This window comes from Inquilinus sp. KBS0705, from assembly GCA_005938025.2.
GTDB lineage: Bacteria > Bacteroidota > Bacteroidia > Sphingobacteriales > Sphingobacteriaceae > Mucilaginibacter.
Map to the genome: position 1 here is coordinate 250,757 of VCCI02000004.1, position 24,781 is coordinate 275,537.

At 43.2% G+C, this 24,781-nt stretch carries 24 protein-coding genes; 15 read left to right on the forward strand and 9 right to left on the reverse strand.

Annotated elements, in window-relative coordinates; translation table 11 throughout:
* Position 1: 1 nt before the first annotated feature.
* From FFF34_017810 to FFF34_017830, 5 genes are all read right to left on the reverse strand, one after another.
* Positions 2-1,006: a 4-hydroxyproline epimerase gene (locus FFF34_017810; GenBank protein ID TSD63447.1), complete on the reverse strand. Its 1,005-nt coding sequence runs from the start codon at positions 1,004-1,006 to the stop codon at positions 2-4.
* 70 nt (positions 1,007-1,076) lie between these two features.
* The gene (locus FFF34_017815; protein TSD63448.1) at positions 1,077-2,648 is read right to left on the reverse strand and encodes an aldehyde dehydrogenase (NADP(+)); all 1,572 of its coding nucleotides are present in this window, start codon (positions 2,646-2,648) and stop codon (positions 1,077-1,079) included.
* A gap of 105 nt (positions 2,649-2,753) precedes the next feature.
* Positions 2,754-3,701 carry a dihydrodipicolinate synthase family protein gene (locus FFF34_017820; GenBank protein ID TSD63449.1) on the reverse strand — a complete coding sequence of 316 codons (948 nt, stop codon included), beginning with the start codon at positions 3,699-3,701 and terminating at the stop codon, positions 2,754-2,756.
* A 112-nt stretch (positions 3,702-3,813) separates the two neighbouring features.
* Positions 3,814-6,036, reverse strand: coding sequence for an alpha-galactosidase (locus FFF34_017825; protein ID TSD63450.1), 2,223 nt, complete (start codon positions 6,034-6,036; stop codon positions 3,814-3,816).
* Positions 6,037-6,040: 4 nt separating this feature from the next.
* Entirely contained in the window at positions 6,041-8,047 is a 2,007-nt protein-coding gene (locus FFF34_017830; GenBank protein ID TSD63451.1) for a glycoside hydrolase family 127 protein, read from the reverse strand.
* Between the two features lie 367 nt (positions 8,048-8,414).
* Here FFF34_017830 and FFF34_017835 point away from each other — a divergent pair, with 367 nt between their 5' ends.
* From FFF34_017835 to FFF34_017865, 7 genes are all read left to right on the forward strand, one after another.
* Positions 8,415-8,840: a hypothetical protein gene (locus FFF34_017835; GenBank protein TSD63452.1), complete on the forward strand. Its 426-nt coding sequence runs from the start codon at positions 8,415-8,417 to the stop codon at positions 8,838-8,840.
* A 36-nt stretch (positions 8,841-8,876) separates the two neighbouring features.
* Positions 8,877-9,305 (forward strand): hypothetical protein, encoded by a 429-nt coding sequence (locus FFF34_017840; protein ID TSD63453.1) that lies wholly within the window; start codon positions 8,877-8,879, stop codon positions 9,303-9,305.
* 108 nt (positions 9,306-9,413) lie between these two features.
* A complete protein-coding gene (locus FFF34_017845; protein ID TSD63454.1) occupies positions 9,414-9,779 on the forward strand; it encodes a glycoside hydrolase in 366 nt (121 codons plus the stop codon).
* A 118-nt stretch (positions 9,780-9,897) separates the two neighbouring features.
* On the forward strand, positions 9,898-10,269 hold the full coding sequence (locus tag FFF34_017850) for a hypothetical protein (GenBank protein TSD63455.1): 372 nt from the start codon (positions 9,898-9,900) through the stop codon (positions 10,267-10,269).
* Between the two features lie 87 nt (positions 10,270-10,356).
* Positions 10,357-12,741, forward strand: a complete 2,385-nt coding sequence (locus FFF34_017855; protein TSD63456.1) for a TonB-dependent receptor — start codon at positions 10,357-10,359, stop codon at positions 12,739-12,741.
* The gene (locus FFF34_017860) at positions 12,641-14,173 is read left to right on the forward strand and encodes a PepSY domain-containing protein (GenBank protein TSD63457.1); all 1,533 of its coding nucleotides are present in this window, start codon (positions 12,641-12,643) and stop codon (positions 14,171-14,173) included. Before FFF34_017855 ends, FFF34_017860 begins: the two co-directional genes overlap by 101 nt.
* A gap of 7 nt (positions 14,174-14,180) precedes the next feature.
* On the forward strand, positions 14,181-14,396 hold the full coding sequence (locus tag FFF34_017865) for a hypothetical protein (protein TSD63458.1): 216 nt from the start codon (positions 14,181-14,183) through the stop codon (positions 14,394-14,396).
* A 110-nt stretch (positions 14,397-14,506) separates the two neighbouring features.
* On the opposite strand, the gene FFF34_017870 is transcribed toward FFF34_017865, so the two are convergent.
* The gene (locus FFF34_017870; GenBank protein TSD63459.1) at positions 14,507-15,724 is read right to left on the reverse strand and encodes a DUF3179 domain-containing protein; all 1,218 of its coding nucleotides are present in this window, start codon (positions 15,722-15,724) and stop codon (positions 14,507-14,509) included.
* A gap of 207 nt (positions 15,725-15,931) precedes the next feature.
* Between FFF34_017870 and FFF34_017875 the strand changes: the two genes are divergently transcribed.
* From FFF34_017875 to FFF34_017885, 3 genes are all read left to right on the forward strand, one after another.
* Positions 15,932-16,630, forward strand: a complete 699-nt coding sequence (locus FFF34_017875; protein TSD63460.1) for a DsbA family oxidoreductase — start codon at positions 15,932-15,934, stop codon at positions 16,628-16,630.
* An 18-nt stretch (positions 16,631-16,648) separates the two neighbouring features.
* Complete coding sequence (locus FFF34_017880; protein ID TSD63461.1) at positions 16,649-17,110, forward strand: hypothetical protein; 462 nt, start codon at positions 16,649-16,651, stop codon at positions 17,108-17,110.
* A 140-nt stretch (positions 17,111-17,250) separates the two neighbouring features.
* The gene (locus tag FFF34_017885; protein TSD63462.1) at positions 17,251-18,399 is read left to right on the forward strand and encodes an MFS transporter; all 1,149 of its coding nucleotides are present in this window, start codon (positions 17,251-17,253) and stop codon (positions 18,397-18,399) included.
* On the opposite strand, the gene FFF34_017890 is transcribed toward FFF34_017885, so the two are convergent.
* Together FFF34_017890 and FFF34_017895 are read right to left on the reverse strand one after the other, a co-directional pair.
* Complete coding sequence (locus FFF34_017890; protein TSD63463.1) at positions 18,400-18,669, reverse strand: hypothetical protein; 270 nt, start codon at positions 18,667-18,669, stop codon at positions 18,400-18,402.
* 70 nt (positions 18,670-18,739) lie between these two features.
* Positions 18,740-19,861: a beta-mannosidase gene (locus FFF34_017895; protein ID TSD63464.1), complete on the reverse strand. Its 1,122-nt coding sequence runs from the start codon at positions 19,859-19,861 to the stop codon at positions 18,740-18,742.
* Positions 19,862-20,206: 345 nt separating this feature from the next.
* Between FFF34_017895 and FFF34_017900 the strand changes: the two genes are divergently transcribed.
* From FFF34_017900 to FFF34_017910, 3 genes are read left to right on the forward strand one after another with little or no spacing between them, the layout of a single operon-like run.
* Positions 20,207-21,016 carry an ABC transporter permease gene (locus FFF34_017900; protein ID TSD63465.1) on the forward strand — a complete coding sequence of 270 codons (810 nt, stop codon included), beginning with the start codon at positions 20,207-20,209 and terminating at the stop codon, positions 21,014-21,016.
* A 3-nt stretch (positions 21,017-21,019) separates the two neighbouring features.
* Positions 21,020-21,793, forward strand: coding sequence for an ATP-binding cassette domain-containing protein (locus FFF34_017905; GenBank protein TSD63466.1), 774 nt, complete (start codon positions 21,020-21,022; stop codon positions 21,791-21,793).
* Between the two features lie 17 nt (positions 21,794-21,810).
* Positions 21,811-22,803 (forward strand): MCE family protein, encoded by a 993-nt coding sequence (locus FFF34_017910; GenBank protein ID TSD63467.1) that lies wholly within the window; start codon positions 21,811-21,813, stop codon positions 22,801-22,803.
* 50 nt (positions 22,804-22,853) lie between these two features.
* Here FFF34_017910 and FFF34_017915 read toward each other — a convergent pair whose 3' ends face one another.
* Positions 22,854-23,573 carry a hypothetical protein gene (locus FFF34_017915; protein ID TSD63468.1) on the reverse strand — a complete coding sequence of 240 codons (720 nt, stop codon included), beginning with the start codon at positions 23,571-23,573 and terminating at the stop codon, positions 22,854-22,856.
* A gap of 187 nt (positions 23,574-23,760) precedes the next feature.
* Here FFF34_017915 and FFF34_017920 point away from each other — a divergent pair, with 187 nt between their 5' ends.
* Entirely contained in the window at positions 23,761-24,225 is a 465-nt protein-coding gene (locus FFF34_017920) for a hypothetical protein (protein TSD63469.1), read from the forward strand.
* The gene (locus tag FFF34_017925) at positions 24,222-24,725 is read left to right on the forward strand and encodes a hypothetical protein (protein ID TSD63470.1); all 504 of its coding nucleotides are present in this window, start codon (positions 24,222-24,224) and stop codon (positions 24,723-24,725) included. Before FFF34_017920 ends, FFF34_017925 begins: the two co-directional genes overlap by 4 nt.
* Positions 24,726-24,781: the final 56 nt, after the last annotated feature.

Consider the following 24,781-nt stretch of genomic DNA (forward strand, 5'->3'; position numbering starts at 1 on the left):
GTTATATTACCTGAAACCCGTGTGCGTGTGGGTCGTCCTCGTCATCAATTTTTATGGTGTTATAACCGTATACTTTTGCCCAGCCTTCAATGCCGGGTACAATGGCCGGTTTGCCACCTAAAGTTACTTCGTCCTCTACTGTACCAATAAACTGGCTGCCAATAATGCTTTCGTGTATAAACTGATCGCCTTTTTTTAGCAATCCTTTAGCATGCCACTGCGCCATACGCGCCGATGTACCGGTGCCGCAAGGCGAGCGGTCAATAGCTTTATCGCCATAAAAAACAGCGTTGCGGGCAGTTGCCTGCGGCGATATGGTTTTGCCTGCCCACAAAATATGCGAGCAGCCATTAATAGTAGGATTTTCTGGATGAACGAAAGTGTACTTTTCGTTTATCCGCTGGCGTAAAACGCGGCTCCATGATATCAGCTGGTCGGCAGTATAATTCTCCAATCCTTTGAAGTTTTCCTGCGGGTCTACAATGGCGTAAAAATTACCGCCGTAGCTCACATCAACTGTTAGCATACCCAGGTCGGGGCATTCTACCTCCAAATTTTCGGCAGCCAGGTAGCTGGGCACATTAACCAATTTTACAGACTTTACCTTTTTACCCTCCTGCTTATACGATATTAGTACCAGCCCGGCAGGCGCTTCCATACGCACCACGCCGGGTGTTTTTGGGATAATAAGGCCCTCTTCGATAGCAATGGTAATGGTACCAATAGTGCCATGCCCGCACATAGGCAGGCAGCCGCTGGTTTCGATAAATAATACGGCCACATCATTCTGTGGGTCATGTGGCGGATATAGTATACTGCCCGACATCATATCGTGCCCGCGGGGTTCAAACATTAAGCCTTTGCGTATCCAGTCGTACTCTTTTAAAAAGTGCTGGCGCTTTTCGCTCATGTCGGCCCCAGTCAAATTTGGCCCGCCGCCGGCAACCAAGCGTACCGGGTTACCGCAGGTATGCGCATCTATACAAAAGAAAGTCTTACTTGACATTTTTTTTAAGTCTTAAGCCTTGCCCAGAGTCTTAAGTCCACTTCCGACTTAAGACTTTAGGCTTTATACTCTATTTACTCCATTCGTTATTGTACAACCGCCATATATTAAGCGGGTTGCCATCTTTTAATTCATCAGGCAAAAGATCGTTTTCCCAATTTTGCCAGGCTACCGGGCGTACAAAGCGTTTTATGGCGCCTGTACCTACCGATGTAAACCGGCTATCGGAAGTGGATGGGAATGGGCCGCCATGCTGCATAGCGTTACCCACCTCAACCCCTGTTGGCGGGTTATTTAGTATTACCCTGCCTGCCAGGTTAGATAGTTTATCGGTTATACTTTTGTATTGGGCAAGTTCGCCGGGTTCGGCCATTACAGATGCTGTAAGCTGGCCGTGCAGGCTATCAACTACCTGCTCTAATTGTGCCATATCGTCGGCAACAACCAGTAATGAGTATGGGCCAAAAACTTCCTCTTTGAACTTTTCATCCGCTAAAAAGTCGGCGGCCTTTATTTCGGCAACAACAGCTAAGCCCTGGTTGGTATTACCTGCATCCAGCTTATCTGATTTAGCAAAAACAGAGACAGCCTTATCTGCCAGCATACCTTTAGATAACTTATCAAAGTTGGCACAAATTCCCGGTGTAAGCATAGTGGCCGAATTAACATCGGCTATGGCTACGGCAAGGGCCTTTTTAAACTGTTCTAAAGGTTCCGACGCTACGGTAAGCAGCAAGCCGGGCTGCGTGCAAAACTGCCCCGCATTGGTGGTGATAGATGCAGATAGCTTTGCCAGTTCTTCGGCACGGTTTTCTAATGCTTTTGGAAGTAATATTATTGGGTTGGTACTGCCCATTTCGGCAAATACCGGTATAGGTTCATCGCGATCGCGGGCCATTTTAACCAATGCCATGCCACCTTTAAGTGAGCCTGTAAAGGTTACTATTTTTGTTTTGGGATGCTTTACCAATGCTTCGCCAATAGTATAGCCATCATCATACAAAAGCGAGAAAACACCTTCGGGCAGGTTATGCTTTTGGGCGGCTTTTTTTACCGCTTCGGCAACCAGCGCGCTGGTACCGGGGTGTGCCGGATGCGCTTTTACTACCACCGGGCAACCCGCTGCCAAAGCAGATACGGTATCGCCACCGGCAACAGAAAATGCCATTGGGAAGTTGCTTGCACCAAACACTACAGCCGGGCCAATAGGCACCAGCATCTTGCGTATATCTACCCGCGGTAATGGTGTACGATCGGGTATGGCGGTATCAACTACAGCCTCAACCCACGATCCCTCGTCCAGCAAATTGGCATACAGGTTTAACTGGCCGGTAGTACGGCCACGTTCGCCTTGTAAGCGGCCTGCAGGCAGGCCGCTTTCGGCCATGGCACACTCTATAAGCGCATCGCCAATGGCTAATATTTCTTCGGCTATGCTGCGTAAAAACGCGGCTTTGGTAGCCCTATCAGTATTTCGGTAGGTTACAAACGCCTTATCGGCTAAAGCCATTGCATTATCCACATCGGCCAGGCTGGCAGCATTAAATTCGGGCTCAATTTCTTTACCGGTCGCGGGGTTAACCGCCTTAAATGCCTTACCACCTTTTATGTATTGATATCCTATTAAATTTTTTGTTTCCATAGTATAGATATTATAAAACTGCCATACTCGGCTTGTCGAAGCACATTTATTAGGTCTTCGACAGGCTCAGACTGACAAGCAAATTTACGGCGTTTTCGCTGGCTATTAGCTAACGCCGGTTACATCCACCTCAGCTTCGACACCCCAGCTGCCTGCAGGTAGTTCGGGGCGGGTTTTTACAGCGTGGTTAATAATGGCTAATACCCTTTCGCGCTCTTCACCCTTAATTTTTAAACGTGGCAAACGTACAGCTTCAGTACCTAAACCGGTAACAGTTTCGGCCAGTTTAATGTATTGTACCAGCTTAGCATGTATATCCAATTCCAGCACAGGTAAAAACCAACGGTAAATAGCCAATGCTTCCTGCATACGGCCAGCCTTTGCCAAACGGAAGATAGAAACAGTTTCTCTTGGGAAAGCATCTACCAAGCCGGCAACCCAACCATCGGCACCCATAAATAATTCTTCTAAAGCTAAAGTATCCACACCACAAAGCAGCGCATATCTGTCGCCAAAACGGTTAATCATACGGGTTACGTTGCTTACATCGCGGGTTGATTCTTTAACCGCCTGTATATTTTTGTAAGGCAATAATTTTTCAAACATATCCAGCGTTACTTCAATTTTGTAATCGTGCGGATTGTTATATATCATAATGGGCAGCTTGGTGCTTGTTGCCACATCGGTAAAATATTTTATAGTTTCTTCTTCATCGGCATTATAGCGCAGTGGCGGCAACATCATTAAACCATCAGCGCCATACAGCTCGGCATTTTTAGCGCAAAGTAAAGCGCCTTTAGTGGTTTGCTCGGCTATGTTTAATATCACATATCCACGTTTGGCTACCACTTGTACGGTATGTTTTAACAATTCAATTTTCTCGTCGTCGGTTAACACGCTCGATTCGCCTAACGAACCGCCAATGATGATACCGCATGCGCCGGCCTCTAACTGTGCTTCGATGTTTTTATCAAATGCTTCAAAATCAAACTCGCCGTCTTCGGTGAATTTTGTTGTTACCGCGGGGAATACCCCTTTCCATACTATGCTCATTTTTTTCGCTTTTTAAGCCATGCTGTAAAGCACAACCATTTAATTTATATGTATAACCTAATTTGTTCAATTTAACCCTCTCCGATAACAGCGGAGAAGGTTGGTCGAAATTTTACTTCCATACCCTCACCAGCATCACCCCATGCGGTGCAATATTTGTTTTAAGGTCGCCGCCGTTGGTAGCCATATCTTTTTGCTGCCATACGTCCCTTATTTTTTTGTATCCTATAATTCCGGCATCAGCACTGCTTAACGTTACCGCCTGGAATTTATCTGTTGTATTAAATATGCCTATGGCTTTGCTGCCATCGTTCATTTCCTTTATCCAAACCTGGTAGGTGTCATTCTTTATTTTTTGCGTAGCGGCTTTACCTAAAGCGTCCTGGTCAATAGCCAATACTTCGGCATTGGTGAGCAGGTTTAAAGTAAACTTATCCAAGCGGCCCATATCGCAACCTATCAGCAGCGGCACGGCCTGCAGGCTCCACAAGCTAATGTGTGTGTATTGCTCATCAAAGGTTAAGCGGCTGTTATGCAGGCTTGGCCCCCATCCCACTTTACCAACCACCAGCATATCGGGGTCGTTAAAATGCCCCGGCTGTGCAAATGGTACCGCTGCCGACTGCCCAAAGCCTATACCCGACATACTGCCCCAGGTATCTTCAATATCGCCTGTAGTGCGCCAGCTGTTACCGCCCACTTCGGCACCCCACTCCCATACTTTACCCCAGCCATACTGGCAAAGGCTAAGCATAATATCGCGATGTACATTATCTAAAGCAGCGCGTATAACCTGATAAGGCTTTTTCAGATCGGCCAGTTGAGGGTCTTTAACCGTTACCGAGCTATATGAGCACCAATCATATTTTAAATAATCAATTCCCCAATCGCCGTAGGTTTTGGCATCCTGCTCTTCGTGCTGCCAGCTACCCAGGTAACCACCACATGTTTGCGGGCCTGGCGACGAGTAGATACCCATTTTAAGCCCAAGGCTATGCACATAACTGCTTAGGCCCTTCATATCGGGGAATTTGTTGTTTGGCGTTATTTCGCCGCTGGCTAAACGCTTTTCAGCTTCCCATCCATCATCAATGTTAATGTAGCTCCAGCCAAACTGGCTAAGCTTTTCGGCCATTTCGCGGGCCGATGTCCGTACTTTTTCGTCGTTAACACTTAAGCCCCATGCGTTCCAGCTATTCCATCCCAATGCCGGGGTAAGACCTATCACATCGCCTATTTTAATGGTAAGCTTTTTGGTATCGCTACCCAAAGTATTGCTTGCTGTAAGGGTTATATCATAATCGCCTTTGGCAGTTACCGCACCGGTGATAATACCCGTTTTTTCGTCGAGCGTTAAACCCGCCGGCAGGCCTGTTGCTTTATATTGCATGGGCTTTTTACCCGTTGCTGGTATCAGGTACAAAAATGGATTGCCCGGCCTTGCACCATAAACTTCGGCACCATTGATTTTTGGCGTAGCCGATGGCTCGGGCGTAAGTATGTATGGTGTAGTTTCGTTTTTGGTGAGGGTACTTCCCGATGCGGCATCGGTAAACGTATAAGTTATACTGTACGATTTTTTTTGCAGCGCCGCTATGTTAAAATTATAGGTAAAGGGCCTGCCCATTGTAAACGCAGCATCATTAGTTTTTTCGTAAAGTATAGTGCCGGTTTCGGGGTCGGTAACTTTGAATGCCAGCTTGCCCTTATAATCATAGGTGCTGCCCTTTGCCGTTAATTTAATAGATTTAGCAAGGCTGTTTTTTGGGCCATAAGTAAAATCTCCATCGGTATTTATGGTTACATAATCCATAATATCGTTCATGCTGATGCCGAACTTAGTACCATAAACACCACCATCGCCGCCGGTATCGTAAACACGTATGGCTATTACATTCTCTTTATCCCACAAAAGGGCCGGGTTGTTGGCTGCTATTATATAACTGCGCGGGCCATAATTCCCCTCTTTGATACTACTGCTTGCCGCACCGCCGTATTTACCTATCAGGGAGCCGTTAAGGTATACCTCGTCGTTATCATCAATACTGCCCAGGTCAATGTGCAGGCTATCCTTTAAGTATGATTTTTGTTTAATTGCCGATGGGATAAGCACATGCAGCCTGTACCAGCCAAAGCCATTGTAGCCGGGGTAGCCTTGCCCCTCCCAGCTGCGGGCCACATCAATGGCTTTCCATTGGCTATCGTCTAACTGCGGCGACGCCCATAGTGTGCTATCGCCTTGCTTAAACTTCCATCCGGTTGAAAGCGAAACCTGCTGTGCATGGGCATTTAAAAAGCCGGCCAGCAATACTAACAGTAACAGTTTCTTTATCATGGTTTTAATGGGTTAGCAAATCAACATACTTTACCTGCTGCGGAAACCAAACTGTCATTTCGCCCTTGCCGCGGTTGGCCCAGGCATAGTAAGGTATGGCTGTAAGCGTTTTATTTTGGGTAGATATGTTTTGCCCAGCGCTATCCACATTTACGGTTTTTACATCGCCGGTCAATACCATCACACCATTCAGCAATTCGGGCTTATATTCGGGTTTAAGGGTTGTAGTGGCGGGTAAAATAATGTTTGATGCCTTGCCATCGTTATCTTTCCACTCGGCGCAATACATTACGGGGCCACGTTGCAGGGCAACCTTACCGTTATCTTCGGGCAGTTTATCTGTAGCTATTACCCTGCGCACTTCCATTGGCAGGTTCATCTCAACTTTGTCGTTCTTTTTCCATTTACGGCTAATTACGGCGTAACCATTTTTCACATCATAATCTATAGCCGTACCATTAACCTTTATTTGCACCTGTTTATTTGACGGTGTTTGATAGCTGTATAATGCCGAAGGCATGGCCTGGTTTTGTGCCCAGCCGGGTATGCGTATCTTCAGGTTAAAATCCATGCTGTTGGCAGGGTCTATGGTGAAGGCCAGCGCGCCATCCCATGGGTAATTATTTTGCTGGGTTATTTTTAATTGCTTACTGTTTAGGGTTAAGCTGCCTGTACCGCTAATAAACAGGTTCACAAAAACATCCTTACCATTTTGGGCGTAAATATAGCCGGGGATTGATGGCATTAGCCTAACCACATTGGTAGGGCAGCAAGAACAGGTGAACCATCCCGCGCGCTCGCGCTCAATATCAGGGTGACTAAAATCATCGTGTATTTGCATGGCATTGGTATAAAAGAATGATTTACCATCCAAACCAACTCCTGATATCAGGCCGTTATACAGCGTTTTTTCCAATACATCAATGTATTTAGATTCGCCGTGCAGTAAAAACATACGCTGGTTCCAAAATACGCTGCCTATGGCGGCGCAGGTTTCGTTATAAGCGGTAGCGTTGGGCAACTCGTAGTTATCGCCAAAACGCTCGCCATCGCCTACGGCACCAATGCTGCCCTGTACATACATTTTTTTACCTACCATGTTGTCCCATATCTTATCAATAGCTGCAAGGTATTCCTTATCACCGGTAAGGGCGGCAACATCTGCCATACCCGAGTACAGATACATAGCACGTACAGCGTGGCCTTCGGCTTCGTCCTGGTCTATAACCGGCTTATCATCCTGCCAGTACACACCATTCTCGAAAACGCTTTTGCTTTTTTTGTTATATTCTTTATGCCCGCGTTCGTCTATAAAAAACTTAGCCAGATCCAGGTATTCTTTTTTACCGGTAATGCGGTACAGTCTTACTAAACCCATCTCAACAATTTCGTGACCGGGGGCAACATGCCTTTTACCGGGGCCAAAAACACGCACCAGCAGGTCGGCGTTGCGGATGGCAATATCCAGGAAATTGCGTTTGCCGGTAGCCATGTAATGTGCAACCGCACCTTCGTACATGTGGCCCGCGCAGTATAATTCGTGGCTGTTTTCCTGTTCTTTTACCCAACGCTCGGTACCCAGCCATGCACCTACGTGTAGTGGGTCGATAGTACGGGCGGTATACAAGTAGCCATCGGGCTCCTGCGCTTTAGCTACAATGTTGATCATGGAATCTACATAATGATCCAACTGTTTATCAGGGTGTAGGGCAAGCGAGTATGATGCCCCTTCTATAGTTTTGTAAATGTCGGTATCATCAAACGGGTAAGTGGTGCAAAATTTCCCTTTACGCTCGGCAGCCATCTGGAAATTTTTTACACGGCCGGTACTCTCGCAACGGGCAAAGGATGCCGGGATAGTTACTGTACGGTTTGTTTCGATACGCGATGACCAGAAATGATCCGTTAGCTTCACCTTAGTGAAGGCTAGGGGTTGTATAGGATAATCCTGCTTTTGGGCAACCGCACTAAAACTGCAAAAGACTAATAGGATAATACAAAGCTTTTTCATGATTGGATGGGGTGTTATTTCTGGTTAAAAGTAAAGCTAATCAAAAGTACAGGAAAATAACCGCTGTGTTAATTGATTTTTACCTGATTGTAGCAAGATATTAACCTTAATCAATCATTAAAAGCTAATTGAATGGTAAGATAATGTTTTCGTATCTCCGGCTATTATAAAACCATTACCAATCCTATAATAAAACAAATTCAATTACCAAGACTATCAAGATCATCCTTAAATCACATAAATCAAGGTTCAGATAAAAGGCAATTAAATTATTTACCTCATTATCAATAATATACAATTTAATATGGTACTATGTATTGCATATTACTATATTAAACATATATCTTTGTTTAAACTTAATATAAAAATGAAAACAGACATCAAAAAAATTATACTTGCCCTGCTATTAGTAGCATCAAGTACCCTGTGTTTTGCGCAGTGCGACAAAACCGCCACGCTTACATCATCATTAACTACCTACCTTAACGATAAGGGCGAAGTAGAGCGGACTAAAGACGAATCCGCAGTGATCACTATTAACAAAGCCGAAGTAACTATAGTTACCGGCGATAACGGGCGAACATTGAAAGGTGCCGTAAAAACCTATGCCTGCAATTGGGCCACGCCTTTTAAAGAAGGTAAAACTGTTTTAACCACAGCGCTTACCGATGGCGGCCAGGAAATGCATGCTACTATAACCATCGAAGGTAAGGCAGGTAAAGTAACCCTAACGTTTGAAGCAGAAGAAGAGCCAGGGAAAAAGATAGTGGTAATAGCCGATAAGTTTGAATAACCCTGCATCTATTCATAACACTTTAAACCCAAAAAGATGAAAGTTACCCTTAAAAAAACGCTGCTATTAATTATATTGATAGCAGCAGCAACGGTTAGCTTTGCTCAGTGTGGTAAGGCCACATTAACCGGCACTAAGCTTACCCAATTGGATAATAATGGCGCGGTGGTAAAAAGCAAAGACGAAAAAACTGTTGTAACCATCACCAAAACCGATATTACAATTACACCCGGTAACGACGATCCTAAAATGTCGGGAAAGATAAGCTCGAGCATTTGTAGCTGGGCCAAACCTTTTAAAACCGGCAAAACGGTTATTAAAGCTAAATTGTATAACGATGGCGAAAACAGGGAGAACAACGCCACCATAACTATTGTTGGTGTAGCAGGAAAAGTTACCCTTACATTTGAATCGGCCGAAACGCCGGGACGCAAAATAGAGATGATTGCAGATACTTTTGAATAACCACCTGGTAGCACCAATAGGGCTTATTTTTACCTAAAATTAATAGTATAATGATAATTTGTTTTAATAAAAAACCATACTTTTATTAGATTAAATTATAACTATAATATGAAAAAGAAAATTTTTACAACAGCCCTGTTATCATGCTGCTTCATGATATGTTTAGCAGCTGCAGTATTTGCCGACCTTAATGGCAAATGGACCGGTAACTTAACAATGGCCGATGGCAATAGCATACCGGTAACTTATGATTTTAAAGTTGATGGCGAAAAATTAACCGGCACTGCACAATCGCCCGAAGGTGACGTTGCTTTAGAGAACGGTAAAATTAAAGGTGACGACTTTAGCTTCAGCGTAAATGTAAACGGAATGGATATACCACATAGTGGTAAAGTTTATGCCGATTCGGTAGGTATGGATTTGTCGATAAACGATAATAAAGCGCACTTCGTTTTAAAACGCGTTGCTAAATAGGCGCCACGCATAAAAGCAAATAAAAACCCTGCCCAAACGGCGGGGTTTTTTATTTAATGCCAAACAAGCTATAATGCAGGCTTGTTTAATACGGCATAAGCATTACCTTTGCCTGCGCATGCTGCAACGTATTACCGCATATTTATTAATTGCATCGTTAATAACGGTGAACTTTTCGCGCGTGTTTGTTTATGCCGGTTTTGAGCTGAACAAAAAATACATTGCAGACAACCTTTGTGTTAATCGTTTTAAGCCGCAGCTGCATTGTAATGGCAAGTGCTACTTTATGAAAAAGATAAAACAGGCACAGGATAAAGAAAACTCCGAAAACAGGCAATCACAAAAAAACCTTTTCCAGGAGGCTTGCTTTAATCAGCCGTTAAAAATTAAATTTCAGTCGGTTTTACTTTCAGTTACACCAATTCCAAACTTCCGTATTATCCTTCCCCAACAAGTGCGGAGTATCTTTCAGCCTCCGCGGCTTTCATAAAAACACCTTTTTAATACAGTTTTTAATACCGGCTTCGCGGCCAGTATTTGCTACGCTTTACACTTTGCGTAAAGCTGTGCTTTTGTTATGCTGTTTCGGCAAAGCCGGAATGCACACTTATACATTTTTATGAAACCATCTATATTATTATATATAATGCTATGCTTTGCGCCTGCCTTTTGCTTTGGCCAAAGCAGCTTAAATGGCACCGTTACCGATGCCCGCACACACGAAGCTATTGCGGGTGTACTGATAACAAATGCCGACGATGTTACTCCTCTTGCACAAACCAATGCTAAGGGCAAATTCAGCATACCAACCGGTGGCATTAAAGCCATTCGCCTTACTATGGTAGGCTTTACTGACAAGGTTTATACCTTAACCGGCAGCACAAATGCCGAAATAAGCCTTGAACCCGCCACAATAGATCTGCAACCTGTAGTAGTATCGGCCAGCCGTGAGCGGCAGGCCAGGCAGGACGCCCCAATTGCTATCAGTAAAATAAATTCCACACAAATACACGATACTAAAGCTACCGCGCTATACCAGTTACTAAACAAGGTAACCGGTGTTTACATGGTTGATTTAGGGAACGAACAACATACAATGGCCATACGCCAGCCTATTACTTATAACGCGCTTTACTTGTACATGGAGGATGGCCTGCCTATTCGCCCTACTGGCATATTTAACCATAACTCGCTATATGAAATAAACATGAGTGGTGTGCGCGATATTGAGGTGATAAAAGGCCCGGCATCATCGCTATATGGCAGTAATGCTATTGGCGGTGCGGTTAACTTTATTACGCAAGGGCCGCCTGCAGGCTATGCCGGCAATGTATCTGTACAGGGCGATAGTTATCACTACCGCAGGGTTGATGCCGACGGCGGTTTTAGCGCAGGTAAATTCGGCTTATATGCGGGCGGTTACGTGGCTCATCAAAAAGATAGCTGGCAGGATTACTCCGACTTTGATAAATACTCGGGTAATTTTAAAACTACTTATGATCTTGACAGCAAAACCCGGCTCACAACATCTGTAGCTTATAATTATTTAAATACCCAAACACCCGGCAGTTTAGATAGCGCCCATTTTTACAGCCGCCAGTATGGTGCCAACCAACGCTTTACCTACCGCAAGGTTGATGCCTTAAGAGCCAACACACGCTTAGCGCATACATGGAACGATCAAAGCAATACCTTCCTGACTATATTTTATCGCCATAACTCTACAACACAGTTGCCAAGTTATTTTATATCGGATGTAAGGGACAATAATGGAAATTATGTAAGTTCTAACGGGCAGGAGAATGACCAGCGCTTTCACAGTTTAGGTTTGCTGGCACAGCACAGGCAGGATATGGATTTCCTGCATTCGCGGTTAATATTAGGCGCTTATGTGGATAATAGCCCAAGTTCGTATTACGCCAAATTTTTAGATATCCAAAAAGATGTAACCAATAACTATTATACTGGCTATACCAACACCGGTCGTTTTATTGACGATTATAAAATAAAACTGTTTAACACGGCAGCCTATGCGCAATACGAAATTAAACCTGCCGATGCGTTAAGGGTAGTAATGGGTTTACGGTACGATCGTATCCATTATAATTTCACCAACGGCATAACTACCGGCAGCAAATACAAACAACAGGAAACCAACGATTTTAATATAGTAGCGCCTAAACTCGGACTAACCTACAACTTTAATAATAATAAAGGTTTGTATGCCAATTACAGCGTAGGCTTTCAGCCACCCGAAACCGGCGATCTTTACAGCTCGCGCCAGTTGGTACAACTAAAACAGGCAACCTTTAACAATTACGAAGCAGGCGGATGGTTTGCCGCGTTTGATAAAAAAATGTACGTGGAAGTCACTCTTTATGACCTGGAGGGGCGTAACGAAATTATTAACCAGCTGCTACCCGATAATACCACCCAGAACCAAAACGCGGGTGCAACCCGCCACCGTGGTATCGAGTACTCGGTTACCTATGCACCGGCGCGCGAATTTAGTTTTAGGTTTAGTGGCACCAATGCCCGCCACACTTATGTAGATTACAGCGAAGTAAGCACCAATTACAGTACAAATGTAAGCACCGTTACCAGTTATAACGGCAACCGCATGAACAATGCACCGGCATGGATAGCCAACTCCGAAATTACTTACAAACCCCTTTATGCCGATGGTTTACGTGTAGCCGCCGAGTGGCAACATATTAATTCGTACTATACCAACCCGGCTAATACCAAAACCTATGCAGGCTACAATATTTTTAACCTGCGTACGGGGTTTGATGTAAAAAGCGGTGCTTTAAAAGGCGCAGGCATATGGTTTAATGTGTTAAACCTTACCAATAAGTTATATGCCACAACGGTTACCAGCAACCAATATGGCGATACTTATAACGCCGCGCCGCCACGCATTTATTCGCTGGGCATTAGTTACTCATTTGCAAAACAATAACATGGCAACAGCAAAACAAAACTTTTATAAATGGCATCGGATAATGGGTTTAACAGCCCTTATCCCTGTCATTTTTTGGACTATTAGCGGTTTATCGCACCCATTTATGTCTAACTGGTTTAGGCCCACCATAGCGCAGGAGGTGTTTAAACCTTTGCCTCAAAGCCAAATTAAACCAACCTTATCTATACATCAGGTGTTGGACAAAAATGGAATCACTGAATTCAGAAACTTTGGCCTGATCAATTTTAACAAACAAAGCTATTACCAGATATTAGGTAAAGACAGCATCACCAATTACTATTCGGCTGCAAACGGCGAAGTGTTAAAAAATGGCGATCGGCTTTACGCCGTCTATCTTGCAAGATATTTTACGCAGGATAGTACTTCAAAAATTAAAGCTATCAGCCTGCAAAAAATATTCGATGGGCATTACCAGCCCATTAACCACCTGCTGCCGGTTTGGAAGGTATCTTTCGACCGACCCGATGGTATGGATATTTACGTAGAGACCGGCCAAAGCCGCATGGGTACATTTAACAATAACACGCGTAAGGCAATGCTTAGCTTATTTGAGCAATTGCATACCTGGGCTTTTTTAGCAGCTATTGGCGGCGAGCAATTCAGGATAATTGTACTGCTAATAATTGTTAGCATCCTGTTTTTATCATTATTAAGTGGCCTAACTGTTTATGGCTTTTTTTGGAAGAAGTTTAAAACAGCCACCCAAAACCGTAAAGGTAGCGGAAAAAAAGATACCCGCTTTGTGCACCGTTTTCACCGGCAAATAGGGCTAATTGTATCTTTTGTAATGTTCACCTTTGTTACCAGTGGGGCATTCCATCTTTTGGTTAAGCTGCATAATATAGGGCCTAAGCAAAAAGTTTATGGGCAGGTATTTGATATTAATGATCTGGTATTATCAAACCTAAAACTGCCGCTTGCGGATAGTGTGATTACTAAAGTTGGTTTGGTTAAGCTTGATGGACAAACTTATTACCAGGCAAGCAACAACAGTAAGGATATTTTATATTTTGATGCTAAAACAGGCACTGAGTTAAACGATGGAGACAGGCAATACGCTAGGTTTTTAAGCGAATATTATCGCGGCAGCAAAACCACGCGTGATTTAAAGGTTACCCAAATACGCCAGTTTGATAACGAATACGGTTTTATTAACAAGCGCCTGCCGGTACAGAAAGTAGAATACCCCAATGCTGAAAATTGGTATATTGAGACCACCACATCCCAATTATCAACAAAAGTTGCCGGGATAGACCGCACGGAAGGGTTTTCCTTTATATTTTTACATAAATATTTCGGCATGACCTGGGCCGGTAAAAACATACGCGATATTGTGAGTATGTTAGCCGCGTTAGGGGTGTTGGTAGTATCGCTATTTGGCTTTGCAGCCTTTATTAAAAACAAATAATATATACATGAAGATACGTTTTGTAACCATTGCCGTAATAAGCCTTTTAGGTTTAGCCGCCTGTAGCCAACCCGATAAAAAACCTGCCGATGCAGCCAAAACAGCCGCAGTACAAAAAAAATATTATTGTACTATGCACCCCAGCATACAAAACGATAAACCCGGCACCTGCAGCAAATGCGGTATGGAACTGGTGGAACGCGATACAACTAAAGGGAAATAAATAAAAAGCTGTCATCCTGAACTTGTTTCAGGATCTCACAGGACAGGCCATCTATTCATCAACTTTGCTTGTGAGATGCCGAAACAAGTTCGGCATAACGTTCCATTATTTTAATCCTTCTTTACATCCTTCCCCTTCCAAAAAAGGGTATTAGGATGAAATTGCTTCCACGATCGCCAAAACTCCTGGTAGGCTTGTATCTTACTTAATTGGGCGCCTTTTTGCGCGCCGGTTATGCAGGCGCCGTTCCAATCCCAAACAGATGCGGTTTCCTGGTCGGTAAGTTGCCCGGCTGCATCTGCGTTAAAATGTAATTGGCGGCCGTTTACATTGGTATTATATACATGATAGTTCATGCTGTCGCGTTCTATTGTTACCAATAAACCGGTGTTGTTTACTATATCATTCAATACCTTTTTCTTTACCATTGTGCGCCAATCATAAGCTTTGGGTTTGCCATTTACTATTATGCCAATTATCCAGCTTTTATTCACCAGCGAGTCTTTGTTTTTTAAAGTGCTGTCTTTATCAACCGTTTGCAGGCGGTCATAATTTTTAAGGTCGAGGTAATCGTTGGCGTATATTTTATCGGGTTGTAATATTAACGATGCCGGGTACTTGCTCAGCCAGGCGCCAAGTGTCATTTGCTCATAAGGCAGCTCGGCTAAATGCTCGCCTTTTAACTTACCTACCGCAGCATTACCGGTGCTTTGGTACCACCATGTTTTAGTAGCGTTATCTTCAATAATGGCGTTATAGTGCCTTGCACCCACCAACCTAAAGGTTTGCACCTTGCCGTTAATTACAGGGCTGTACACCCGGCCGGTACGGCACATGGTGCAATAGGTAACCAAAACGGGCTTACCGCCAATCTCGTCCTGCACTTTATGATGATAGCCTAAATAAATTACCGGGTATGCCTTAGCAACACCATTATTTACAACACCTATTACCAGGTAGGTGCGCGGTACCCGGTTGGTAATACCGTTAGCAAATACCGCCTTACGTGTTTCGCGGAACATCACTTCGGCTTTATAAGTATAATCAGTATAATAAAAGGTAATTAGCCCCAGTACTAATACAGCAGCTTTAACGATCTTTCCTTTAAGCGTATCTTTAATAAAGTATGCTGCTACATACCATATTATTATTAAAGCACCAACAATACGCAACGGTAATATTATCTTTTCGAGGTAATAACATACTGTAATGGCATTGATATCTTGGCTGCCGGGGAAAGGCATCAGTAAATAAGCGTGTACAAGCCCGGGGATAAAAAGCAAGATAATGCCCGCCCAAAAAATTGATGGTTTTGTTTTATTCGTCATTCTTATCCGCAAAGGGCCGTATAGTTGGTTAATCAGGTTATGATGCCTAATTATAAAAGAAAATTAAATATCGATGCTATGTGATTGATAATTAGGTTTTTTATAATACAAGCGGCCGATATATGTATTTTTGCTATTTATTTTTGACTTTAAGCTTACCCTAAACAAACCAACATTGCATAATTTTATGCTTTTAACCCCGACACCATGAAAGTAGAGATATGGTCTGATGTGATGTGCCCGTTTTGCTATATAGGCAAACGCCGTTTTGAAGATGCTTTGCAGCAGTTTAAACATGAGGATGATGTAGAAGTAGAATGGAAAAGCTTTCAGCTTAACCCCGATATGAAAACCGACCCCTCGGTAAATATCAGCCAATACCTGGCCGATGTAAAAGGCTGGACGCTGGAATACGCGCAGCAAATGAACAACCATGTAACCGAAATGGCCACCGAGGTTGGTTTAACCTACAATATGGATAAAGCCGTAGTGGCCAACAGCTTTAACGCGCACCGCTTTACCCACATGGCCAAACAACATGGCTTAGGCGATGCCGCCGAAGAACAGCTGTTTAAAGCCTACTTTACCGACGGTAAAAATACTGACGATATTGATACCCTTGCCGATATGGGTGCTCAAATTGGCCTGAACAGGCAAGAAGTAATTGACGTGCTTAGCAACAATTTATACGCTGATGACGTAAAACACGATATTGCCGAAGCGCAGTACCTGGGTATACGCGGTGTGCCTTTTTTTGTAATGAATGGTAAGTATGCCGTATCCGGCGCGCAGGCAGTGCCTGTATTTACCGAGACACTGGAAAAAGCTTACGGCGAATGGCAACAGCCTAAACCCGATATGAGTGTTATTGAAGGACCGGCGTGCGGCCCGGATGGTGATTGCTGATAGGTTTTAAACATATATATGAAGAATTTAATTAAGGGTTGTTTATTTTTTGTTTTACTGTTAATGACGGTAACTGGTTGTAAGAACGACCCGCCCGTATACCCGGCCGGGTTATTAAAAACCGGCACTATTACCTACACCCTTAACGGCCCCGAAACCACCATTGTAGATAATGTATACTTTGACGTAATACTGCCCGGTATAGACGCGCCAAAAGGCAACACGCAAATTTTAGGCGGCACAAATGCCGATAATGCTTTTACTATACAAACCGCTATCGCTAAAACAGGTACATCTGATATAGATTATATACAGATTGGCCACTATACAGGCACTGTAGGTAGTGTTGTTATTACCAGCTTTAGCACTACCGACGGTAAAACAGGTAACATTCAAGGCACCTTTACCGCCGACCTGGTAAATGTTGATACCGATGAGGTAGCCAATGGCGTTACAGGCACATTCAATATCACTCAATAGCCTGTATAACAAAGCATTGTTAAGTATTTTAACATAAAACAGCAATAAAGCCGCTTAATAATCAAACGGCTTTACTAAATTTAAAAAATGTTTTACCTTTGCATCTTAGTGTAATAAATACACTAAGATAAAATATTATTTTGGAAGCAACCTTACCATCATATAATTACCCAAAAACAACATTACGCTTTGCCGTAGGCGCTATGTTTTTTATGGCGGGTTTGTGCTTTGCCAGCTGGGCATCGCGTATTGCAACTATACAGCAAAATTTAAGTTTAAGCGATGCGGGCCTTGGGGCGGTGCTGTTTGCCATACCTGTGGGCTTAATGTGCTCGTTGCCTTTTTCGGGATGGATAATTACTAAGTTTGGCAGCCGTAAGCTGCTTATTATGGCTTCGGTAATGTATTGCTGTAGTTTGGTTACCCTGGGCATGGCGCAAAATACTTTTCAACTCATATGCTGCCTGTTGGTTTTCGGGTTTTCGAGCAACGCTGTAAATATATCGGTTAATACACAGGCTGTAGCCGCCGAGCAATTGTATGGCAGGCCAATACTGGCATCTTTTCATGGTATATGGAGCCTGGCGGGTTTTGCCGGTGCTGCAATTGGCACTTTAATGATAGGTAAAGGCATTATACCGCTGCACCACTTTATAGGCATAATGCTTATTATTCTTATCAACATAGCAATTATATCGGGTTATTTAAAAAATGACAAGGTAACCAGCAGCGACCCTGTTTTTGTAATGCCCGATAACTCCCTTATCAAGTTAGGTGTAATTGCCTTTTGCTCGATGATATGCGAGGGCGCGATGTTTGATTGGAGCGTGATATACTTTAAAAAGGTAGTGCTGGCAACCGGCGCGTGGATGGGTGCGGGTTATACCGCTTTTATGCTTACCATGGCCACAGGCCGTTTCATAGCCGATTGGTTTGCGCACCGTTTCGGGTTAAAACGTACATTACAGGTTAGCGGTTTATTAACAGCCTCGGGTTTGCTTATAGCAGTATTGTTTCCTTATTTATATACATCGTTATTAGGCTTTTTACTGGTGGGCTTTGGCGTGTCATCTGTAGTGCCATTGGTGTATAGTGCCGCCGGGCGCTCAAAAACCATGTCGCCGGGTGTGGCGCTGGCAGCGGTATCAACCATAGGCTTTTTGGGCTTTTTAGTAGGGCCGCCTGTAATTGGCTTTATTGCCGGTATAGCCACGCTTCGCGGCTCGTTTACACTTATCGCTGCAATGGGTATTTGTGTTACTGTGGTATCAACCAAAGCCAAAATATAACTACGCTTTATTCAGGTCGCTATCTGTTGGGTTTAGTATATATTCAAAATTTTCGTAGCCGTTATGAAAGTTAAACTTAAGCCTTTCGGGCGGCAGGGCAATATCCAGCGATATGGCTGCCAGCGTTTGTGGCAGGTTATCCCTTATTAATTTCAAATCGGTTACCTGCGGCATGTCAATAGCTATATCTTCGCCACGGGCCTCTATTTTCCACTCTTTAAGGCCTGCCCTTTGTAACACATCTAACCACTTTTGTTGATACGCGCTCATATACATTATATAAGTAATTGACTATTGTGCTTTATAAACAGGCCCGGTATAAATAAGTTTTATCTAAAGCTTACTTAGCCTTCACTATGTACTTACCATACACCGCTAATGGTGCCAAACGATTTTCGAAAATAGGCGAACTCTTAAAAAACTTCTTAAAATCGGCTTCGCTAACCTGGCCGGGGTACGGCACGTAATAATGATCTGGCCGGCCATTGCGCCATGCCATTACATACGATGTTTTGTGTTTGTTTAAAGTAGGCAGCAAAACCTTTGTCCACCAGTCGGCTTGTGGTATTTGCTCATAGCCGGTTTCGGGCAGGCAGGCCAGTTTATGGTTACGCGCGGCAATGGCATCAATAATACCCAGGCGCATATCCAGTTTTTGCTGATAATCGCTTACGCTTTTGTAGCAATAGTTATCAAAACCCATAAAATCGGCGTAGCCATTGCCCGGGTAACGGGCCAAAAATTCGGCTTCGTTATTAAAATCGGCAACCGAGTATACAATAAGCAGGTTATGCAGTTTTTTGGTGTTACGCAAGTAATCAACAGTAAAACGCCAAAGTGCCTTAAACTCGTCAGGACTACTGGTGTTGGCGCACCACCAAAACCAGTTGCCTGTTAATTCATGAAAAGGGCGAAACAGCAGTGGTATCGGCTCGCCTTCGGGACCTTTAAGGTCGGCTATGTAGGCAGCGGCTTTGTCAAGCCAATTGATATAGGTTTGGTGGTACTCGCCATCGGGCAGTAATTCTTTAACCGTACGATTGGTAGTATCCCATGCGGTTTTACCGTTTGTAGGGTTATCCATGTGCCAGCAAAAGGTGTTGATTCCTCCTCTGTCGTATGCCTCGCGTACCAGTTTTTTTTGATATTTGAAAGGGATACCATTTATATCACGCACGCTATCATGCTCTATCTTAGCCAGGTCCCAGCCATACATTGCCGGGTACGATCCGGTTACGCTTTTCACGTCAGACCGCCCCTCTTCAAAGCACCAGTTTACCCCATAGGCAGTATCATCGTGGTGGCCAAATATGGCTCCGGCACCAACCAAACGCTGCATACTGTTAAACAGTTCGCGGGTTTCTTTGGTAGCCATTGGGTCGCTGGGGGCAAATAATTGTGCTTTAGCCGTGCCCGACAATAATAAAAAGGCTGCTATTGCAAAGCAGTAAATATTTTTCATATAGGTTAATCGTATTTGTACTCTGATTATTGGTATACGCACCTGCGTATAGTAGCAGCGGTCAATATACACTTTTCGGCAAAAAATGTTAACCGGTATAATTTTATCGGATACTTATTTCATGAGCCTGATTGCTTGTTTCAATCAATCTACAAGCCAATTATATGCGTAGATAGCCCGGGGGATATAGATAAGAGAACAATGTTATTACGTCTATTGGTTTAAGGGGTGTTACATTTGCAACATCATTGTATAACAGCATCCGTCTTTAATGTGTAATAATTAAAACAATTTGCTCACATACTTTATCTATATCTTACATTAGTTATACCTTTATCGCCATTAATGAATAACGCAAAAAGTACAACAAGGCCGGCACCTTCGCGCTTATCAAAGTTAAAAAGCAGCATTGCAGATTTTTTTTTAATGCTGCACCGCATCTATGCTTTTATACTGCGCTTTTTTAAAGAAGTTTTTTTACCGCCTTACGAGTTTAAAGAAGTTTTGCGCCAGTGTTACGAGGTGGGTGTTAAATCGTTCACCCTTATATCATTAACAGGTTTTATTGTAGGTGTCATATTCACAAAGCAAAGCCGCCCTTCGCTAACCGATTTTGGTGCGCAATCGTGGTTACCATCGCTGGTATCTATTGCTATTATGAAGGCATTAGCGCCACTTGTTACCGCGCTTATAGCGGCTGGTAAGGTAGGCTCCAGCATTGGCGCCGAATTAGGATCTATGCGGGTTACCGAGCAGATAGACGCCATGGAAGTTTCGGGCACAAAACCTTTTAAATTTTTGGTTTGTACGCGCGTTATAGCCACTACCATTACCATACCCTTATTAGCTACTTATACTGCTTTTATAGCGCTTTTAGGCGGCTATTTAAATGTTAGCCAAAACGAGGGCACCAGCTACGCCACCTTTATGCAGCAGGCTTTTGAGCCTTTAACGTTTATTGATTTTTGGGCATCGCTAACTAAAGCCGTAATGTTTGGTTTTACTATAGGAATTGTGGGCTGCTACCAGGGATATAATTCGACCAAAGGGACGGAAGGTGTGGGTAAAGCGGCTAATGGTGCGGTAGTTACTGCCATGTTTTTGGTGTTTATAGAAGAGGTATTAATTGTACAGATATTTGGCGCGTTTAGGTAAGATATGGAGAAGCAAAAGGTAGATATCGATAAAACCAACGAAGTAATTAAGATACGGGGACTTGAAAAATCCTTCGGTGATTACGACGTGCTAAGGGGTATTGACCTTGATCTTTACCAGGGCGAGAACCTGGTGGTGCTTGGGCGTTCGGGAACGGGTAAATCGGTACTAATAAAATTGATATCGGGTTTATTAAGCCCTGATAAAGGCACCGTCGAAGTTTTAGGTAACGATGTACCAAATATATCTGAAGAGGCTTTAGCCGAGTTGCGAATACGAATAGGTTTCTCATTTCAAAACAGCGCGCTTTATGATAGTATGACGGTGCGTAAAAACCTGGAGTTCCCGCTGGTACGCAACCGCAAGGGCATTACCCGTAAAGAAATAGATACTGCCGTTGAAACGGTACTTGAAGCAGTTGGCCTGTCGCAAACTATTAACCAAATGCCATCAGAGCTATCGGGCGGGCAGCGCAAACGTATTGGCATTGCCCGTACTTTAATACTGAACCCCGAAATAATGCTTTATGATGAGCCGACAGCCGGGTTAGACCCAATAACTTGCATAGAGATAAACGACCTGATAAACGAGGTACAGCAAAATTACCATACCTCGTCTATCATCATCACACATGACCTTACCTGCGCCAAACAAACCGGCGACCGTATAGCCATGCTGCTTGACGGGCAATTTCAGCGTATTGGCACGTTTGATGAGGTTTTTGACACAGACGATAAAAGGGTTAAACCTTTTTACGATTATAATTTTACAGCATAATATTATTACCCAATAAAATGGATAAAGAAGAAAATAGAAAATCGATAATAGTTGGCGTATTTGTACTGCTGGGTGTTGCCGTATTTATAATTGGCATACTCACCCTGGGCGGCCAGCAAAAAACATTTGTAAAAAGTATACAAATAAGCGCCATTTTTAATGATGTGGCGGGCCTAAAAAAGGGGAATAACGTATGGTTCTCGGGTGTTAAGGTAGGTACCATCAAAAATATACGCTTTACCAAATCGGCCCAGGTAGATGTGGATATGAATATAGATGCTGCTACTCAACCCTATATTCACCGCAATGCCGGTGTGCACATCAGTTCCGATGGTTTAATAGGTAATAAGATAATTGTGATTGACGGCGGAAGCCCGCAGGCACCCATTGTGCAAAGTGGCGATGTACTACAGTCAGAAAAGCTGCTTTCTACAGATGATATCATGAAGACCTTACAGCAAAACAACCAAAATTTATTAGCCATTACTACAGATTTTAAAACCCTTGGCCACAAAATACTGGAAGGCAAAGGAACTGTTGGCGCACTATTGGCCGACAGCAGTATGGCTATGCAGCTAAAGGCCGCCATGCGCAATTTACAGGCCGCTACCGAGAGTGCCTCTAAAATGGCTGTACAGCTAAACCAGTTTAGTAATAAAATGAACACTAAAGGTGGTTTGGCCGATAAATTACTGACCGATACCAGCGCATTTAACCGCATACAGGAATCAGTTACAAAGCTTAAAGAGGCGGCTAACAATGCATCTACCTTAACAGACAACCTTAACAAAGCCAGCAACAAGCTAAACAGCACCGATAATATTATGGGTATTTTATTAAACGACCCTAAAGGAGCGGCTAAAGTACAAAGCACCATTAATTATTTACAACAAAGCTCGGTTAAATTAAATGATGATTTAGAAGCTGTACAGCATAACTTTTTGCTAAGAGGGTTTTTCAAAAAGAAAGAAAAAGCCAAACAGGATAGCATAAAAAACGGCCTTAAATAAGCAGGTTTATAACATTTTAAAAGCGATGGGTGTAACTACCATCGCTTTTTTTATTTAACCAGTTTGGGTAACTGGCGTTTATCTAATGGCAAAGCCTCGTATTTTTTATAGCAATCGTTAAGGTAATCTAATAAATTAAATTTTTTACTGCTATATACCTCCGGCGTAGGCGTATAAAGGCTGATAAAGTTGTCCAGTTCAGCCCCGGTAAGGGGCACATAGCTGCCTATGTTTTTGGGTACAAATACACTGGCAATTTCATCCATGGTATCAAACTTCTTTAATAACTTTTCCAGCCTGGCTTTTTTCTTTTCGTCCTTTTTCCAATAGCGTAAGCGAATGGTTATACCTCCATCATACTCTTTAGTCCTGCTATTGCGGTGATATACCACCGGCTGGTTATGAAACTGGGGGTCGTAATAATTTTCAATGCCCTTGGTATCAGCATCTGTGGTGCGCACGGTAACTTCATTTAAAAAGTTCTGCTTCGGCTCTAAAAAAACCTCTTTTTCGCGCATATCAATCACTACAAGCGTATCGGTCTGGTAGGCAAAGTTTTTAAACACCAACAGATCGCCAATTTTAGCGCCAATGGTAAACATCCCTTTTTTATCAGCAAGCAGGCTTTGTTTAGTGTTCAGGTTCTCTATCAGCACATCGGCCAACGCAATTCGGGTCTTATTTTCAAAAACCCGGCCCTTTATACTGCTTTGAGCAAAGCATATAGTTGATGAGATTATAAATATTATAACAAGAAGATAACGCAGCATGATTAAAGCTATATAAAATACGCCATAAACATTGCTGCTTTAACTTAAATTAACATTTACCATTTTAATAAATAACAATAATACTTACCGGCTTTACGGTAAAAGAAAATTATTTAACTTGTTGTGTTATTAAACTTTTGTACTATTTTTGGGTAACCCCCGCTAATTAACGTTACTGACCCCCAACTTGAAAGAGCAGCTAACACATACCGAAGTTTCGCCACAGGGCTACTTACAGGCTAAGCACAGCTTGTATAACAGCTACGGTGGCATGCTGCTTGGTTATATCCTCGAAATTGTAAAGAGCCAAACTGTAGCCGAGCAATACCTTGTTGATTTGTTTGCTGATATAATGCCAGCTAATATTACAGAGCTATCATCTGGTAATGTATTTTGTAAATTACAGCTACTGGCCCGTAAAAAATTAAGCGCTTTTTTTGAAAGCCTTGAAAATTGCGCCCTCGAAGAAAAACAGGTAAGCGCTAATAAATTTACAAACCTGATGAATGCCGACCAGCAACAAGTTTTTTGCGGTGTGCAGTACTATGGTAAATCAATCGCCAAGCTGGCTGCCGAGCTTGGTAAAAGCGAGGATGATGTTAGGCGGATATTAAAAGAATCGTTCACAGTAATTAGGAATAACCGCGTATGATACAGCAGCAGTACATTGATAGCGGTATTCTGGAAGCCTATGTAACAGGGTCTGCCTCTGAAGAAGAGGTAAAGGAACTGATGTATATGAAAGCTAAATATCCGGAAGTGGACTTTGCTTTAAAACAACTGGAAACGGACATGGAAAACATTGCCTCTCAAATGGCAGTAACCCCACCAGCCGGCACCTGGGACAAAATATCGGGCCGTATAGACGAGTTGATGCTGCGCCCTAATGATAACCCCGAACAGTTTGACACCAACCGCCGGAATAATAACTATACCAATTTTAACAGGGGCAATAACGACCCGCAATATATAGAGGTTGAGGCCGAATCTAACCACATGAAAATACACAAAGTGTGGAAATGGGTTTTTGCGGCTGTATTTGTTTTGGGCAAAATATTTTTAGGTTGCGCCATATATTTTTACCTGGAGAACAGGCAGGCACAACAACAAATTATAGAACTTAAGACGGAATTACGGCAACTAAAAAAATAGCCTTCCGGCTTATACTTACTCCAAATTTGTTTAAACCTTTTAACCCGTTATAAGTT

What these genes read in the sequence shown, in the direction of transcription:
- FFF34_017825 (TSD63450.1), bottom strand. Translation starts at nt 6,036, where the DNA reads ATGATAAAGAAACTGTTACTGTTAGTATTGCTGGCCGGCTTTTTAAAT.
- FFF34_017900 (TSD63465.1), top strand. Translation starts at nt 20,207, where the DNA reads ATGAATAACGCAAAAAGTACAACAAGGCCGGCACCTTCGCGCTTATCA.
- FFF34_017810 (TSD63447.1), bottom strand. Translation starts at nt 1,006, where the DNA reads ATGTCAAGTAAGACTTTCTTTTGTATAGATGCGCATACCTGCGGTAAC.
- FFF34_017895 (TSD63464.1), bottom strand. Translation starts at nt 19,861, where the DNA reads ATGAAAAATATTTACTGCTTTGCAATAGCAGCCTTTTTATTATTGTCG.
- FFF34_017835 (TSD63452.1), top strand. Translation starts at nt 8,415, where the DNA reads ATGAAAACAGACATCAAAAAAATTATACTTGCCCTGCTATTAGTAGCA.
- FFF34_017830 (TSD63451.1), bottom strand. Translation starts at nt 8,047, where the DNA reads ATGAAAAAGCTTTGTATTATCCTATTAGTCTTTTGCAGTTTTAGTGCG.
- FFF34_017910 (TSD63467.1), top strand. Translation starts at nt 21,811, where the DNA reads ATGGATAAAGAAGAAAATAGAAAATCGATAATAGTTGGCGTATTTGTA.
- FFF34_017820 (TSD63449.1), bottom strand. Translation starts at nt 3,701, where the DNA reads ATGAGCATAGTATGGAAAGGGGTATTCCCCGCGGTAACAACAAAATTC.
- FFF34_017840 (TSD63453.1), top strand. Translation starts at nt 8,877, where the DNA reads ATGAAAGTTACCCTTAAAAAAACGCTGCTATTAATTATATTGATAGCA.
- FFF34_017865 (TSD63458.1), top strand. Translation starts at nt 14,181, where the DNA reads ATGAAGATACGTTTTGTAACCATTGCCGTAATAAGCCTTTTAGGTTTA.
- FFF34_017880 (TSD63461.1), top strand. Translation starts at nt 16,649, where the DNA reads ATGAAGAATTTAATTAAGGGTTGTTTATTTTTTGTTTTACTGTTAATG.
- FFF34_017875 (TSD63460.1), top strand. Translation starts at nt 15,932, where the DNA reads ATGAAAGTAGAGATATGGTCTGATGTGATGTGCCCGTTTTGCTATATA.
- FFF34_017850 (TSD63455.1), top strand. Translation starts at nt 9,898, where the DNA reads ATGCTGCAACGTATTACCGCATATTTATTAATTGCATCGTTAATAACG.
- FFF34_017890 (TSD63463.1), bottom strand. Translation starts at nt 18,669, where the DNA reads ATGAGCGCGTATCAACAAAAGTGGTTAGATGTGTTACAAAGGGCAGGC.
- FFF34_017905 (TSD63466.1), top strand. Translation starts at nt 21,020, where the DNA reads ATGGAGAAGCAAAAGGTAGATATCGATAAAACCAACGAAGTAATTAAG.
- FFF34_017870 (TSD63459.1), bottom strand. Translation starts at nt 15,724, where the DNA reads ATGACGAATAAAACAAAACCATCAATTTTTTGGGCGGGCATTATCTTG.
- FFF34_017815 (TSD63448.1), bottom strand. Translation starts at nt 2,648, where the DNA reads ATGGAAACAAAAAATTTAATAGGATATCAATACATAAAAGGTGGTAAG.
- FFF34_017855 (TSD63456.1), top strand. Translation starts at nt 10,357, where the DNA reads ATGCTGTTTCGGCAAAGCCGGAATGCACACTTATACATTTTTATGAAA.
- FFF34_017845 (TSD63454.1), top strand. Translation starts at nt 9,414, where the DNA reads ATGAAAAAGAAAATTTTTACAACAGCCCTGTTATCATGCTGCTTCATG.
- FFF34_017915 (TSD63468.1), bottom strand. Translation starts at nt 23,573, where the DNA reads ATGCTGCGTTATCTTCTTGTTATAATATTTATAATCTCATCAACTATA.
- FFF34_017925 (TSD63470.1), top strand. Translation starts at nt 24,222, where the DNA reads ATGATACAGCAGCAGTACATTGATAGCGGTATTCTGGAAGCCTATGTA.
- FFF34_017860 (TSD63457.1), top strand. Translation starts at nt 12,641, where the DNA reads ATGCCACAACGGTTACCAGCAACCAATATGGCGATACTTATAACGCCG.